Here is a 14035-nt window from a genome sequence, read left to right as displayed (position 1 = left end):
TTGCAAATAAGGGTTAGGTGGACGGCCGCGAGGCTTTTTCCACATGGCCGGAGGTGCCGATACGACGCTCCAGTTCATCCAGTACGGCCTGAGGGTGCTGCCCCAGCTGGGCCAGCATGATCATGCTATGGAACCACAGATCGGCTGTTTCGTAGATGACATCGCTGCAATCACCGCTGATGGCAGCGTCCTTGGCGGCGATGATGGTCTCGATCGACTCTTCGCCGACCTTTTCCAGAATCTTGTTCAGGCCCTTGTGGTACAGACTGGCCACATAGGAGCTGTCCGGGGTTGCGCCTTTGCGCGCTTCGAGCACTTGGGCTACGCGGCTCAGAGTGTCAGTCATGGGAGTGCCCTGCTTGGTAAATGGCGTGCGGATCTTTAAGTACCGGGTCGACGATCTTCCACTCGGCGTTTTCGTACACGCGGTAGAAGCAGCTCTGACGGCCGGTATGGCAGGCGATATCACCGATTTGTTCGACCATCAGGATGATCACGTCGGCGTCGCAGTCCAGGCGCATTTCATGCAGCTTTTGCACATGGCCGGACTCTTCGCCCTTGCGCCACAGCTTGCCACGGGAACGTGACCAGTAGATGGCACGGTTCTCGGTTGCCGTCAGGCTCAGTGCCTCGCGGTTCATCCAGGCCATCATCAGTACGCGCCCGGTTTTGTGGTCCTGGGCAATCGCCGGCACCAGGCCGTCGTTGTCCCATTTGATCTCGTCCAGCCAGTCTTTCATGTTCGACTCCGACAACCTGCCTCAGCCCTGTGGCTGAGGCCTGGTGAATTAACAGTTTGCCAGCCTCGACCGGGGCTGGCTATCGGCGCACGATCAGATACAAGCCCACGGCCAGCATTATGCCGGCAGGCCAATAGCCTGCAGTGTGTAGCGGGCCAATACTGGCCAGTAATGCGCCAGCGGCCAGATGCCCGGCACCGATCAGGCGCAGGAACCAGCTGTCACGGGGTTCGCGCACGACCAATTGTTTGTTATGGGCATGGGGCTGCGACATGCGTTCGAGCAAGTCGCGGGTCATGCCGGCCAGATGCGGGATCTGCTCGACCTGGCTGTGCAGGTTGCGCAGCAGGGTCTTGGGGCTGACGCGCTCACGCATCCAGCGCTCAAGGAACGGCTGGGCGGTACTCCACAAATCCAGGTCGGGGTACAGCTGGCGGCCCAGGCCTTCGATATTGAGCAGGGTTTTTTGCAGCAGCACCAACTGTGGCTGGACTTCCATATTGAAGCGTCGCGCAGTTTGGAACAGGCGCATAAGCACCTGGCCAAAGGAAATCTCCTTCAGCGGCTTTTCGAAGATCGGCTCACAGACGGTGCGGATCGCCGCTTCAAACTCGTTGAGCTTGGTGTGCGCCGGTACCCAGCCTGAATCGATGTGCAACTGCGCCACGCGCCGGTAATCGCGCTTGAAAAAGGCGAACAGGTTGCGCGCCAGATAGTCCTGGTCCTCGGGGGTCAGGCTGCCGACAATGCCGCAGTCGATGGCGATGTATTGCGGGGCCCACGGGTTCACGGTGCTGACAAAAATGTTGCCGGGGTGCATGTCGGCATGAAAGAAGCTGTCGCGGAACACCTGGGTGAAGAAAATCTCCACGCCACGTTCGGCCAGCATTTTCATGTCGGTGCGCTGATCGGCCAGGGCCGCAAGGTCGGTGACCTGGATCCCGTAGATGCGCTCCATCACCAACACTTTCGGGCGGCACCAGTCCCAGTAGACTTGCGGCACATACATCAGCGGCGAGCCTTCGAAGTTGCGCTTGAGCTGGCTGGCATTGGCCGCTTCACGCAACAGATCGAGTTCGTCGTAAATGGTTTTTTCGTAGTCACTGACCACATCCACCGGATGCAGCAGGCGGGCGTCTGCGCTCAAACGCTCGGCAGTGCGGGCGAGGATAAACAGCCAGGCCAGGTCGGAGCCGATGATCGGCTTGAGGCCCGGGCGTACAACCTTGACCACCACTTCTTCGCCGGTCTTGAGTTTGGCCGAGTGAACCTGGGCCACCGAGGCCGAGGCCAGTGGTTCGATATCAAAACGGCTGAACACTTCACTGATCCGGGCGCCGAGCTGTTCTTCGATCAGCTTGACTGCCAACTGCGGGTCAAACGGCGGTACGCGGTCTTGCAGCAGCATCAGCTCATCGGCGATATCGGCGGGCAGCAGGTCGCGGCGGGTCGAAAGGATCTGGCCGAACTTGATGAAAATCGGCCCCAGATCCTGCAACGCTAGGCGCAGGGCGGCACCGCGGCTCAGCTCCAATTTTTTGCGCGGGAACCAGCGCCACGGCAGTGCATAGCGCAGGGACAACATCCACCACGGCAAGGGCAGGGCGAACAGCAGGTCATCGAGCCGGTAGCGAATGACGACGCGCTGGATGCGGAACAAACGGCGTATGGCAAGCAGCTTCATGCGTTATCGCTGGAATTGAGGGATCGGCAAAGGCGCTCAAAGCGCGCTTCAAGGCGATCCAGGTCGAGTTTGAGTTGGTCCAGCTCGTCAAAGCGCGCTTGCGCCTCACGTTCTCCGACCAAAGTGCGGGCTTCTTCGCTCAGGTATTCGGCCAGGTTCTGGTTGATGCTGGCGAAACCTTGTTGATACCAGTTGGCGCGGCTGCGTACATGGCCACCGATCAATGCCGTTGCCACAGGCCCGATCCAGTTCGAAAGTTCATACTCCCAATCCAGTTCCAGGTCTTGCAGCACCGCCGCCAATTCCATCAACACAGCGCTGTCGCCTTCGAGTTCGACTTCAGGGCTGTGCATGATGGCGCTCTTGTCCTTGCTCAGAGCAAGGCGCAACAGGCTGGAGGCAGGCGCGCGCAGGGTGCAGTCAGGCTCGGCTGCCCATTGGCTCGCCAGCATCAGGCCTTCTTCGCTGGGCAGAATAAACAGGTGCAGCGAAGGGCTGGCGCAATCGACGGCAATCAACTTGCCGGTCAAGGGGCGCAAACGCGCCAGGGCCGTGCTGTCCAGCCGCAATACGCGGTTGACGCCGTGTTCGACGCTGGCGAGAAGGCCGCGCAGCAACATCAGGGCTTGATGCCGCGATGCAGGGCGACGATACCTGAGGTCATGTTGTGATAGGTCACGCGGTCAAAACCGGCCTCGACCATCATCGACTTCAGGGTTTCCTGGTCCGGGTGCATGCGGATCGATTCTGCCAGGTAGCGATAGCTTTCCGGGTCGTTGAGGATCAGCTTGCCCACCATCGGCATGAACGCGAACGAGTAGGTGTCGTAGACCTTGGACATCAGCGCGTTGGTAGGCTTGGAGAACTCCAGTACCAACAGGCGGCCGCCCGGCTTCAGCACGCGCAGCATGGAGCGCAGGGCGTCTTCCTTGTGGGTCACGTTGCGCAGGCCGAAAGCGATGGTCACGCAATCGAAATAGTTGTCCGGGAACGGCAGCTTTTCAGCGTCGGCCTGAACGAACTCGATATTGCCGGCTACGCCCTTGTCCAGCAGGCGGTCACGGCCGACTTTGAGCATGGACGCGTTGATATCAGCCAGCACGACCTGGCCGGTAGGGCCAACCAGATGGGAGAACTTGCGGGCCAGATCGCCGGTACCGCCAGCGATGTCCAGCACCTTGTTGCCCGGGCGTACACCGGACAGCTCGATGGTAAAACGCTTCCACAGACGGTGCATGCCGCCTGACAGAACGTCGTTCATCAGGTCATATTTGCCGGCTACAGAGTGGAAAACCTCGGCGACTTTCTCGGCCTTCTGGCTTTCCGGTACGTTTTTGAAGCCGAAGTGAGTGGTGGGTTCGGCATCGCTGCCTTTGCGCTGATCAGTCATATCGCTGTCACCAAAAGAGAATGCTGGCCATTCTAATCCCGGTGGCCGGCTTTGTCTTGGCGAGGGTGAATGTATAGTGGCGGCTTTATTTATCAGGAGCCACGCCATGGCGCGTATCAGCGTTGAACGTACCCACAGTCTGGGCCTTGAGGCCGCACGGGAAAAAGCCCGGCCTTTGGTCGAGAAACTGGCCAGCCAGTACGGCCTGACCCCTACCTGGGCGGGCGACACGGTAAAACTGAAGCGCTCGGGAGTGAATGGCACCCTGCTAATCAGCGACAACAACGTCAAGGTCGATGTGCAACTGGGCCTGTTGATGTCGGCGATGAGCGGCATGATCCAGTCGGAAATCGAACGCTCGCTGGATAAGGCGCTGGCGTAGTCGTGTTGCCGGTCTAATAGCGGCCGCGCCCTTGATACAAGGCGGTTTAACGTCTAAACCTGATGCAGGTGAGCACCTTTGTTCATCTTGATGATTCGACGATCCTGCTCACCGGCGTCGCGACATGACATTGGGGGGAACACGATGGCTGCGAAAAAACCGACTGCTAAAGACAGCAACACCTGGGTAGGCAAGGTGGAAGAGTACTCACGAAAAATCTGGCTGGCTGGTTTGGGTGTGTACTCGAAAATTGATACCGATGGCAGCAAGCTCTTCGACACCCTGGTCAAGGATGGCGAAAAGGCCGAAAAACTGGCCAAGGATGCCGGGCACAAAGTGGCCGAGGGCGTTAAATCGTCGACATCGTCCGCGCGCTCGCGGGTTGAAGATGTCAAGGATCTGGCCCTGGAAAAGTGGGGCGAGTTCGAAGAGGCTTTCGACAAGCGCCTTAATAGCGCCATTACCCGCTTGGGTGTCCCCAGCCGTGATGAGGTCAAGGCGTTGCATGCCAAGGTCGAGACCCTGACCAAGCATATCGAGAAGCTGACTGCGGCGGCTGCCAAAGTTGCGGCCAGCAAGGCGCCGGTTGCGAGCAAGGCGGCACCGGCCAAGGCTGCGGCAAAACCTGCGGTTGCCAAAGCGGCTGCCAAGCCTGCGGCCAAACCTGCAGCCAAGCCCGCTGCTGTTAAAGCTCCTGCGGCCGCGAGCAAGCCAGCAGCCGCCAAACCGGCCGCCAAAAAACCTGCGGCCAAGAAACCAGTAGCGCCTAAAGCGCCAGCGGTTGATGCCAAGGGAACGACTTCCACTTTGTAGCCGCTGACGAGCCGCGCGAGGCTGCGCCCGGCGGCGAAGCCGTCGTAAATCCGGTAAACGCAGTGCATCTGAATAACCGGAGTGGATGGTTCTACGACGGCTTCGCCGCCGGGCGCAGCCTCGCTACGCGCGCCTCAGCGGCTACAAAAAAGCTGCAGCCGGCTCAGAGCATCAATTTGACCACCGACACCGAAGGGTCGCGGGACTTGCCGGCTTTTTTCAGTTCCTGCAAGTAATCCGCCCACAGCTCTTGCTGGCGCACGCCGAGCTGGTAGAGGTAGTCCCAGGTAAACAGCCCGCTGTCGTGACCGTCATCGAAGGTCAGTTTCAACGCGTACTGGCCTGCGGGTTCGATCTTGCTCAAGCCGACATTGATCTTGCCAAATTGCAGAATCGGATTGCCGTGGCCCTGAACCTCGGCAGACGGCGAGTGCACGCGCAGAAACTCGGCCGGCAGGTGGTGCTCTTCGCCGGACGGGTATTTGAGGGTGAGGGTCTTAGAAGCTTTGTGCAGGTTGATGGCACTGGGGATCATGGTCATAACCTTAGGTCATTGCACAAGCGCTGTAGCCGCTGAGAGCGGCTACAGGTGCAAAGGGCTTACAAGATGTAGCGCGAGAGGTCTTCGTTCTCGGCCAGTTCGCCCAGGTGGCTGTTGACGTATTCGGCGTCGATGCGGATAGGCTCCTCATTCTGCGCACTGGCGATATCACCGGCGCTGAAGGACACCTCTTCGAGCAAACGTTCAAGCAGCGTGTGCAGGCGGCGGGCACCGATATTCTCGGTTTTCTCGTTCACCTGCCAGGCAATTTCGGCCAGGCGCTTGATGCCTTCAGGCATGAACTCGATGTTCAGGCCTTCGGTTTTCAGCAGCTCGCGGTATTGCTCGGTCAACGAAGCGTGCGGCTCGCTGAGGATGCGTTCGAAATCCTGTGGCGACAGCGCCTTGAGTTCAACTCGGATCGGCAGACGGCCTTGCAGCTCGGGCACCAGGTCGCTTGGCTTGCTCAGGTGGAACGCACCGGAAGCGATAAACAGGATGTGGTCGGTCTTGACCATGCCCAGTTTGGTATTGACGGTGCAACCTTCGATCAGCGGCAGCAGGTCGCGCTGCACACCTTCGCGGGACACATCGGCGCCACCGACATTACCGCGCTTGGCCACTTTGTCGATTTCATCGATAAACACGATACCGTGCTGTTCGACCGCTTCCAGGGCCTTGGCCTTGAGTTCTTCGTCATTAACCAGGCGACCGGCTTCTTCGTCACGCACCATTTTCAGGGCTTCTTTGACTTTCAGCTTGCGGCTCTTGCGCTTGCCTTTGCCCATGTTGGCAAACAGGCTTTGCAACTGGTTGGTCATTTCTTCCATGCCAGGCGGCGCGGAGATGTCCACACCAACAGCATCGGCGACTTCGATTTCGATTTCCTTGTCGTCCAGCTGGCCTTCACGCAGACGCTTGCGGAACAGCTGGCGAGTGTTGGAATCCTGCGGTACGGCGGCTTCTTCGCCGAATGTGCGGGCAGGAGGCAGCAGAGCGTCGAGGATGCGCTCTTCGGCGGCGTCTTCGGCACGGTGGCGAACCTTTACGATTTCCTGTTCGCGCAGCAGCTTGATTGCAGCATCAGCCAGATCACGGATGATCGACTCGACGTCGCGGCCTACATAGCCAACTTCGGTGAACTTGGTCGCTTCAACCTTGATGAACGGTGCGTTGGCCAATTTGGCCAGACGACGGGCGATCTCGGTTTTACCGACGCCGGTAGGGCCGATCATCAAGATGTTTTTTGGTGTGACTTCAACGCGCAGTTCTTCCGGCAGTTGCATCCGGCGCCAGCGGTTACGCAGCGCGATGGCAACGGCGCGCTTGGCGTCGTCCTGGCCGATGATGTGGCGATTGAGTTCGTGGACAATTTCGCGGGGAGTCATGGACATAATAATTGGCGTTCCTCTAGCAGAATCAAGGTTCACAAACGGGCCGTTGAAGCGGCCCGGCAGGTGACTTATTCAGCGAGGTCCTGCTCCTCAATAGTGATGTTGTGGTTGGTGAATACGCAGATATCGCCAGCAATACCGAGTGCTGTTTCAGCGATTTCGCGGGCCGACAGTTCGGTCTTCATCAGCAGGGCACGGGCCGCTGCCTGGGCGAATGCACCGCCCGAACCCATTGCGATCAAGCCGTCTTCAGGCTCAACCACGTCACCGTTACCGGTGATGATCAAGGATGCGTCCTTGTTGGCTACGGCCAGCATGGCTTCCAGGCGGCTCAGCGAGCGGTCGGTACGCCATTCTTTGGCCAACTCGACAGCGGCGCGAACCAGATGGCCCTGGTGCTTTTCAAGCTGGCCTTCAAAGCGTTCGAACAGGGTGAATGCATCAGCGGTGGCACCGGCGAAACCGGCGATGACCTGGCCGTGATAGAGGCGACGGACTTTTTTCGCGTTGCCTTTCATCACGGTATTGCCAAGAGAAACCTGGCCGTCGCCAGCCATGACGACTTTGCCGTGGCGGCGTACTGAAACGATGGTGGTCAAGGGAGAGTCTCCACGCAGCGGGGCGAAAATGCCTGATGGAAATACATATGGGGGTTGTCGCGGATTTTTCAACAGCGGGGAGGGAATGGGGATGAACGGGGAGGCAGGATTTGGCGAAGATGTTGTGGGAGCGGGCTTGCTCGAAATGCAGACGACCCGCAGTGTCAGGCTGATCGCGGTGATGCCATCGCGAGCAAGCCCGCTCCCACAGGGTGTAGCGTAATCCCGTGGGAGCGGCTGCTGTCAGCGGCGCTGTTGCAACAACAGGTTGTTGAAACCGCCGCCCGCCAATTGCTTTTGGGCCACCGTCAACTGGTCGCGATTGCTGAACGGGCCAACCAGCACCCGGTACCAGGTTTCGTCTTTCACCGTGCCGGCTTCAACCGTAGCGGTCTGGCCCAGCAGGATGATTTGCGCGCGTACTTTTTCGGCATCGGCCTGTTTGCGGAACGAGCCCGCTTGCAGGAAGAACTTGGTAACCGGTGCCGCCTTGACGACAGGTGGCGCTGGAGGCGGAGTGATTCCGCTCAAGGCTGCCTGGGCGCGGGCGGTGTCGATTTTGGCTGCTTCAGCCGGTGTTACCGGTGCCAGCGGCGCGGTTTGTGGTGTAGGCAGGGTCTTCTCGGGCACGGCTTCTGGCGGCACGAGCACTTCAGACTCGGGCAGCAAGGTATAGAAGTCGTACTTGGGCTTGGCCGGCTGAGTCGGGCTCGGCGCGGTCTTGTTGGCTTCGGCCACTTTCGTGGCTTTCTGCTGCTCCTGCTTGACCCGTTTGACGTCATCACCCTGGCCGGGTTCGAGCTTCATCAGAAACACGATAAAGGCGCCCACGGTCAGGCCGATGGCCATCCATAGCCAGCCCGGGATCGGCTTTTTGGCGGGCGCCTGATACCGGCTGGCACCACGCTTGGGTACTGGTTTCTTCTTGGCGGCCAACTTACATGCGCTCCAGGGTTTCCAGACCCAGCAGTTCCAGGCCTTGCTTGAGGGTACGGCCTGCCAGTGCCGCCAGGCGCAAGCGGCTCTGTTTCTGTGCTTCGTCTTCGGCGCTCAGGATCGGGCAGTTCTCGTAAAAGCTGGAGAACAGGCCGGCCACTTCGTACAGGTAAGTACAGAGGGTATGAGGCGTGCCTTTTTCGGCCACGTTGTTCAGCACCTCGCCGAACTGCGCCAGCTTGGCAGCCAGTTCCTGTTCTTGCGGGGCTTCAAGCACGATCTGGCCCTGCACTTCTTCAAAGCCCTTGCCCAGTTTGCGGAACACGCCCGCAACGCGGGTGTAGGCGTACAGCAGGTAAGGTGCGGTATTGCCTTCAAAGTTCAGCATCAAGTCGAAGTTGAAGCTGTAGTCGCTGGTGCGGTGCTTGGACAGGTCGGCGTATTTCACCGCGCCAATGCCGACCACTTTGGCGATGGCACGCAGTTCGTCTTCAGGCAACTCCGGGTTTTTCTCTTTAACCAACGTGTAGGCACGTTCTTTGGCTTCGTTGAGCAGGTCAATGAGTTTAACCGTACCGCCATCACGGGTCTTGAATGGACGGCCATCGGCGCCGTTCATGGTGCCGAAGCCCATGTGTTCCATTTCCATCGGATGGGTGATGAAACCGGCCTTGCGCGCAACCGCAAACACCTGCTGGAAGTGCAGGGCCTGGCGCTGATCGACGAAGTACAGGGCGCGATCGGCTTTCAATACGCCGCTGCGATAGCGAATGGCTGCCAAGTCAGTGGTGGCGTATAGATAGCCGCCGTCGGCCTTGACGATGATGACGGGCAGCGGCTCGCCTTCGGCATTCTTGAACTCGTCGAGGAACACGCACTGGGCGCCGTTGCTCTCGACCAGCATGCCCTTGGCCTTGAGGTCGTTGACCACGTTGATCAGGTCGTCGTTGTAGGCGCTTTCGCCCATTACGTCAGCCATGGTCAGTTTAACGTTCAACTGCTCGTAGATTTTCTGGCAGTGCGACAGTGAGATGTCTTTGAACTTGGTCCACAGCGCCAGGCAGTCCGGGTCACCGGCTTGCAGCTTGACCACCAGGCTACGGGCACGGTCGGCGAACTCCGGGGACTCGTCAAAGCGTTTTTTCGCGGCGCGGTAGAAGTTTTCCAGATCGGACAGCTCGTCGCTGGTGATCGGGTTTTCTTCCAGATAGGCCATCAGCATGCCGAACTGGGTGCCCCAGTCGCCTACGTGGTTTTGGCGAATCACCTCGTCGCCGAGGAATTCCAGTACACGGGCCACGCCATCGCCAATGATGGTGGAGCGCAAGTGGCCCACATGCATCTCTTTGGCCAGGTTGGGCGCGGACATGTCGATCACGGTACGCATGGCCGGGGTGGCCTTGCGTACACCGATTTTCTCGTCAGCCAGGGCCGCGTCGAGGCGCGAAGCCAGGGCCTGGGTGTTCTGGAAGAAATTCAGGAAGCCAGGGCCGGCGATTTCGGTTTTGCTGATCTGCTCATCGGCGGGCAGTGCCGCGATGATTTTTTCAGCCAGATCACGGGGTTTCATACCCGCAGGCTTGGCCAGCATCATGGCGATGTTGCTGGCGAAGTCGCCGTGGGTTTTGTCACGGGCGTTTTCCACCTGAATCGCTGGCGTCAGGCCTTCAGGCAACACACCTTCTGTGACGAGTTGAGCTAGGGCTTGTTGAATAAGCTGGCGAATGGTGTCTTTCATGGTCTTCTCTTTCGACCGCAAGCGCGGTAGCGCTTCAGTGCGCAGGTGGAAAAACTGGGTATTATCCGTTGCAAGGTCGGCCTTGCCAACCTTAGCAGGCGGGTTATGGATCTGCGGTGTTCGGTTATTACGTCAAAACGGTGGGCGCGAGCTTGCTCGCGATGGCATCGCTGCGGTTTTCAAGTTGTACCGCGTCGTCTGCATCGCGAGCAAGCCCGCTCCCACGGGGTCATGAGGTGACTCAATAAAGGTCTACCGGGTCCACGTCCAGCGACCAGCGCACCTGTCGACCGCTGGGCATTTGCTCAAGGACCAGCAGCCATTGGCTCAGTAAACGATGCAGCGGTGCACGGGCATTGGCCTGTAATAGTAGTTGAGCACGATAGCGTCCGGCCCTGCGCTCCATTGGCGCAGGCACGGGGCCGAGCAACTCGATACCCCCCAGGTTCAGCTCACCCAGCAGGCGTTCAGCCTCGCTGCAGGCTTCATCCAGAAAACCTTCGGCTTGTCCCGGTTTGTGGGCTTCTGCGCGCAGCAGCGCCAGATGGGCGAAAGGCGGCAGCCCTGCCGCCCGGCGTTCGCTCAGGGCCTGTTCGGCGAAGGCGAAGTAACCCTGCTCGGTCAGTTGGATCAGCAGCGGGTGGTCGGCCAGATGGGTCTGGATAATCACCTTGCCCGGCTCTTCAGCCCGGCCGGCCCGGCCCGCGACCTGAACGATCAGCTGGGCCATGCGCTCGCTGGCGCGGAAGTCGCCGGAGAACAGGCCGCCATCGGCATCCAGGATCGATACCAGCGTCACCCGGGGGAAGTGATGGCCTTTGGCGAGCATTTGTGTGCCGATCAGTATGCACGGCTGGCCCTTCTGGATCGTGGCAAACAGTTGGTTCATCGCGTCCTTGCGCGAGGTACTGTCTCGATCTACCCGCAGTACCGGGTAGTCGGGGAACAAAATCCCCAGCCGCTCTTCGGCGCGCTCAGTCCCGGCACCTACAGGCCGCAGGTCGACTTTGCCGCATTGCGGGCAGTTGCGCGGAACGCGCTCGACGTAGCCGCAGTGATGGCAGCGTAGCTCGCCAGAGCGCTGATGAACGGTCATGCGCGCATCGCAGCGCTGGCATTCAGACATCCAGCCACAGTCATGGCACAGCAAAGTCGGCGCGAAGCCTCGACGGTTCAAAAACACCAGTACTTGCTGGCCCGCAGCGAGGGTCTGGCCGATGGCCTGTTGCATCGGCCCGGAAATGCCGCTGTCCAGGGGACGGCTTTTCACATCCAGGCGCAGAAAACGAGGCTGTTTGGCCCCGCCAGCACGTTCGTTCAGGCGCAGCAAGCCGTAACGGCCGGTGTAGGCGTTGTGCAGGCTTTCCAGTGATGGCGTTGCGGAGCCGAGTACGATGGGGATGTTTTCCTGCCGGGCACGCACCAGTGCCAGGTCGCGGGCGTGGTAGCGCAAACCTTCCTGCTGTTTATAAGAGCCGTCGTGCTCTTCGTCGATAATGATCAGCCCCGGGTTTTTCATCGGGGTGAACAGCGCTGAACGCGTGCCAATAATAATGTCGGCTTCGCCATCACGGGCTGCCAGCCAGCTTTCCAGGCGCTCGCGGTCATTGACCGCAGAATGCACCAGCGCAATACGGGCATTGAAGCGTTGTTCGAAGCGGGCCAGGGTTTGCGGCCCCAGGTTGATTTCCGGGATCAGCACCAGCGCCTGCTTGCCGGCCTGGAGGGTTTCACGGATCAATTGCAAATACACTTCGGTCTTGCCGCTGCCAGTGACCCCGGCCAGCAGGAAGGCATGGAAGTGGTCGAAACCTGCGCGAATTGCTTCGTAGGCAGCGCGTTGCTCGTCGTTGAGCGGCAACTCGGGCTGAGCCAGCCAATGTTCATGGCGCTCACTGGGTGCATGGCGGCGGATCTCGACAGTGACCAGCTCCTTGGCCAGCAGCAGGTCGAGGCTGTCCTTGCTCAGCATCAACTTGCTTAACAGTTGATGCGCCACGCCGTGGGGGTGCTGGGCGAGGGTGGCCAGTGCTTCACGCTGGCGTGGAGCGCGGGCAACACGGGGGTCGTCAAGCCGGGCGCCCGGGGCAATCTGCCAGAATCGTTCCTGGCGCGTTTCGGCCAGCTCACCCTGGCGCAGCAATACTGGCAACGCCCAGCTCAGGGTGTCGCCCAGGCTGTGCTGGTAGTACTGCGACGTCCACAGGCACAGCTTGAATAAAGAGGCGGGCAGCGGCGGCGTGGCGTCGAGCAGGGCGATGGCGGGCTTGAGCTTTTCGGCTGGTACTTCGCTGTGGTCGACCACCTCGACCAGTATGCCAATCATCTCCCGTCGTCCGAACGGTACCCGCAGGCGCATGCCGGGCTGTAATTGACTGCGCAGCACGCCAGCAGGCGCCCGGTAATCAAACAGGCGGCGCAAGGGGGAAGGCAGGGCAAGGCGCAAAATGGCGTCGGGCACGCGGGGCTCTCAAGTGATGAACGGCAAAGATGGCCCGGAGCCTAGCAGACAACGCCGCGCGGGACTAAAAGGCAGGTCAATGAACTGTGAAAATTGCAGGCGGATCATGCTTTGCCGCTTGCGTCAATGCAAAGGTCTGGTATTATCGGCGCCCTAATTTTACGTGCGGTATTCAACAATGGTGTTGAGTGGCGGCACGCTAGAGGAATACCCCATGAAAGCCGATATCCATCCAGCGTACGAAACAATCCTGGTAACTTGCAGCTGCGGCAACAAGTTCGAAACTCGTTCGAACCTGTGCAAGCCACTGGGCACCGACGTATGCAACGAGTGCCACCCGTTCTACACCGGTAAGCAGAAAACTCTGGACGTTGGCGGTCGTGTTGATCGCTTCAAAACTCGTTTCGGTGCTTTCGGCGCTACGAAAAAAGCCGCCGAGTAAGGCGCATGACCATGGGCAGGCTTTTGGGTCTGGCCAGGTTATTGAAAAAGGCGTCCCTTGCGGGCGCCTTTTTTGTGCCTGCGATTTGGCTGGCCAGTGTTTCGGCCGCGCCGCTGTGCCCGGCGCCAGGGGCTGTGGCCTACGCCACGGTGGAGCGGGTGACCGATGGCGACACCCTGCGTCTCAAGGATGGCCGCAGCGTGCGCATGATCGGCCTCAATGCCCCGGAGACGGGCAAAAAAGGCCGGCCCGCCGAGCCCTTTGCCGAGGCGGCGCGCAAGCGCCTGCAAACGCTGGTGGCGCAGAGCGATGGCCGTGTCGGGTTGCTGCCAGGTAAACAGGCCCGGGATCGTTATGGTCGCACCCTGGCCCATGTATTTGGTGCCGATGGCAGCAACCTTGAAGCCCGATTGCTGGCTGACGGCCTGGGATTTCAGGTGGCTATCGCGCCGAATGTGGCGCTGCTTGACTGTCAGCAAGCCGCCGAGCGCAGTGCGCGCAAGGCTCGTCTGGGCCTTTGGCGGCAGTCGCCGGTGCTGGCGCCGCAACAAATCCGTCGCTCGGGTTTCGCCCTGGTGAGTGGCACGGTCAGTCAGGTCCGGCGCAATCAGGGCGGGCTCTGGATCGACCTGCAAGGCGGCCTGGTGTTGAACATTGCGCTCAGGCAATTGCCCAATTTCGATCAAAAGCAACTGGCCAGGTTGCAAGGTGCGCAAGTCGAGGCCAGAGGTTGGGTTCTGGATCGTTCGCAGCGTGCAGGCGTGAAGGCCGGGCAGGCACGCTGGATGTTGCCTTTAACTCATCCGGGAATGCTTAAAGTCATTGCCCGCTAAAAATTGTAGACAATTTTAAATACAGATTGTGGACACTCCAGCCCTTATGGGGCGCGGCTCTTGGGCCAAAGTCGTAAGGTAA

At 59.9% G+C, this 14035-nt stretch carries 15 protein-coding genes; 4 read left to right on the top strand and 11 right to left on the bottom strand.

Features of this window, described 5'->3' with window-relative positions:
* Positions 1-13: 13 nt before the first annotated feature.
* The 5 genes from PPTH39_RS18845 to ubiE all read right to left on the bottom strand — a co-directional run bounded on the left by PPTH39_RS18845 (position 14) and on the right by ubiE (position 3814).
* Positions 14-346, bottom strand: a complete 333-nt coding sequence (locus tag PPTH39_RS18845; protein ID WP_095000832.1) for a phosphoribosyl-ATP diphosphatase — start codon at positions 344-346, stop codon at positions 14-16.
* Positions 339-740 carry a phosphoribosyl-AMP cyclohydrolase gene (gene hisI / locus PPTH39_RS18840; protein ID WP_095000833.1) on the bottom strand — a complete coding sequence of 134 codons (402 nt, stop codon included), beginning with the start codon at positions 738-740 and terminating at the stop codon, positions 339-341. The genes PPTH39_RS18845 and hisI overlap by 8 nt, the downstream gene beginning before the upstream one ends.
* A gap of 79 nt (positions 741-819) precedes the next feature.
* Positions 820-2424 carry a ubiquinone biosynthesis regulatory protein kinase UbiB gene (ubiB, locus tag PPTH39_RS18835; protein WP_095000834.1) on the bottom strand — a complete coding sequence of 535 codons (1605 nt, stop codon included), beginning with the start codon at positions 2422-2424 and terminating at the stop codon, positions 820-822.
* Positions 2421-3044: a ubiquinone biosynthesis accessory factor UbiJ gene (locus tag PPTH39_RS18830; protein WP_130872298.1), complete on the bottom strand. Its 624-nt coding sequence runs from the start codon at positions 3042-3044 to the stop codon at positions 2421-2423. Before PPTH39_RS18830 ends, ubiB begins: the two co-directional genes overlap by 4 nt.
* Positions 3044-3814 (bottom strand): bifunctional demethylmenaquinone methyltransferase/2-methoxy-6-polyprenyl-1,4-benzoquinol methylase UbiE, encoded by a 771-nt coding sequence (gene ubiE, locus PPTH39_RS18825; protein WP_095000836.1) that lies wholly within the window; start codon positions 3812-3814, stop codon positions 3044-3046. Before ubiE ends, PPTH39_RS18830 begins: the two co-directional genes overlap by 1 nt.
* 106 nt (positions 3815-3920) lie before the next feature.
* On the opposite strand from ubiE, the gene PPTH39_RS18820 reads away from it, so the two are divergent.
* Both PPTH39_RS18820 and PPTH39_RS18815 read left to right on the top strand, forming a co-directional pair.
* Positions 3921-4196: a polyhydroxyalkanoic acid system family protein gene (locus PPTH39_RS18820; protein WP_130872297.1), complete on the top strand. Its 276-nt coding sequence runs from the start codon at positions 3921-3923 to the stop codon at positions 4194-4196.
* A 144-nt stretch (positions 4197-4340) separates the two neighbouring features.
* On the top strand, positions 4341-5009 hold the full coding sequence (locus PPTH39_RS18815) for a phasin family protein (RefSeq protein ID WP_095000838.1): 669 nt from the start codon (positions 4341-4343) through the stop codon (positions 5007-5009).
* 163 nt (positions 5010-5172) lie between these two features.
* On the opposite strand, the gene PPTH39_RS18810 is transcribed toward PPTH39_RS18815, so the two are convergent.
* The 6 genes from PPTH39_RS18810 to PPTH39_RS18785 all read right to left on the bottom strand — a co-directional run bounded on the left by PPTH39_RS18810 (position 5173) and on the right by PPTH39_RS18785 (position 12678).
* Entirely contained in the window at positions 5173-5544 is a 372-nt protein-coding gene (locus tag PPTH39_RS18810) for a gamma-butyrobetaine hydroxylase family protein (protein WP_169916155.1), read from the bottom strand.
* Positions 5545-5609: 65 nt separating this feature from the next.
* On the bottom strand, positions 5610-6944 hold the full coding sequence (gene hslU / locus PPTH39_RS18805) for an ATP-dependent protease ATPase subunit HslU (RefSeq protein ID WP_083369675.1): 1335 nt from the start codon (positions 6942-6944) through the stop codon (positions 5610-5612).
* Between the two features lie 68 nt (positions 6945-7012).
* Positions 7013-7543, bottom strand: a complete 531-nt coding sequence (gene hslV, locus PPTH39_RS18800; RefSeq protein WP_016783176.1) for an ATP-dependent protease subunit HslV — start codon at positions 7541-7543, stop codon at positions 7013-7015.
* A 243-nt stretch (positions 7544-7786) separates the two neighbouring features.
* On the bottom strand, positions 7787-8479 hold the full coding sequence (locus PPTH39_RS18795; RefSeq protein ID WP_095000840.1) for an SPOR domain-containing protein: 693 nt from the start codon (positions 8477-8479) through the stop codon (positions 7787-7789).
* A 1-nt stretch (position 8480) separates the two neighbouring features.
* On the bottom strand, positions 8481-10217 hold the full coding sequence (gene argS, locus PPTH39_RS18790) for an arginine--tRNA ligase (RefSeq protein WP_095017730.1): 1737 nt from the start codon (positions 10215-10217) through the stop codon (positions 8481-8483).
* 241 nt (positions 10218-10458) lie between these two features.
* Entirely contained in the window at positions 10459-12678 is a 2220-nt protein-coding gene (locus tag PPTH39_RS18785) for a primosomal protein N' (RefSeq protein WP_095000843.1), read from the bottom strand.
* Positions 12679-12892: 214 nt separating this feature from the next.
* On the opposite strand from PPTH39_RS18785, the gene rpmE reads away from it, so the two are divergent.
* Positions 12893-13120, top strand: a complete 228-nt coding sequence (gene rpmE / locus PPTH39_RS18780) for a 50S ribosomal protein L31 (protein WP_016783180.1) — start codon at positions 12893-12895, stop codon at positions 13118-13120.
* Positions 13121-13125: 5 nt separating this feature from the next.
* Positions 13126-13953, top strand: a complete 828-nt coding sequence (locus PPTH39_RS18775; RefSeq protein ID WP_130872296.1) for a thermonuclease family protein — start codon at positions 13126-13128, stop codon at positions 13951-13953.
* Positions 13954-14035 lie beyond the last annotated feature (82 nt).

The sequence above is a fragment of the Pseudomonas bubulae genome (assembly GCF_900618535.1).
Lineage (GTDB): Bacteria > Pseudomonadota > Gammaproteobacteria > Pseudomonadales > Pseudomonadaceae > Aquipseudomonas > Aquipseudomonas bubulae.
Note: the sequence above shows the minus strand (reverse complement) of the source record. Positions and strands in the feature narration are given on the sequence as shown.

Coding starts and splice junctions, on each gene's coding strand:
- PPTH39_RS18775 (WP_130872296.1), top strand. CDS start 13,126: ATGACCATGGGCAGGCTTTTGGGTCTGGCCAGGTTATTGAAAAAGGCG.
- hisI (WP_095000833.1), bottom strand. CDS start 740: ATGAAAGACTGGCTGGACGAGATCAAATGGGACAACGACGGCCTGGTG.
- PPTH39_RS18810 (WP_169916155.1), bottom strand. CDS start 5,544: ATGATCCCCAGTGCCATCAACCTGCACAAAGCTTCTAAGACCCTCACC.
- hslU (WP_083369675.1), bottom strand. CDS start 6,944: ATGTCCATGACTCCCCGCGAAATTGTCCACGAACTCAATCGCCACATC.
- PPTH39_RS18815 (WP_095000838.1), top strand. CDS start 4,341: ATGGCTGCGAAAAAACCGACTGCTAAAGACAGCAACACCTGGGTAGGC.
- argS (WP_095017730.1), bottom strand. CDS start 10,217: ATGAAAGACACCATTCGCCAGCTTATTCAACAAGCCCTAGCTCAACTC.
- rpmE (WP_016783180.1), top strand. CDS start 12,893: ATGAAAGCCGATATCCATCCAGCGTACGAAACAATCCTGGTAACTTGC.
- ubiB (WP_095000834.1), bottom strand. CDS start 2,424: ATGAAGCTGCTTGCCATACGCCGTTTGTTCCGCATCCAGCGCGTCGTC.
- PPTH39_RS18820 (WP_130872297.1), top strand. CDS start 3,921: ATGGCGCGTATCAGCGTTGAACGTACCCACAGTCTGGGCCTTGAGGCC.
- PPTH39_RS18845 (WP_095000832.1), bottom strand. CDS start 346: ATGACTGACACTCTGAGCCGCGTAGCCCAAGTGCTCGAAGCGCGCAAA.
- ubiE (WP_095000836.1), bottom strand. CDS start 3,814: ATGACTGATCAGCGCAAAGGCAGCGATGCCGAACCCACCACTCACTTC.
- PPTH39_RS18830 (WP_130872298.1), bottom strand. CDS start 3,044: ATGTTGCTGCGCGGCCTTCTCGCCAGCGTCGAACACGGCGTCAACCGC.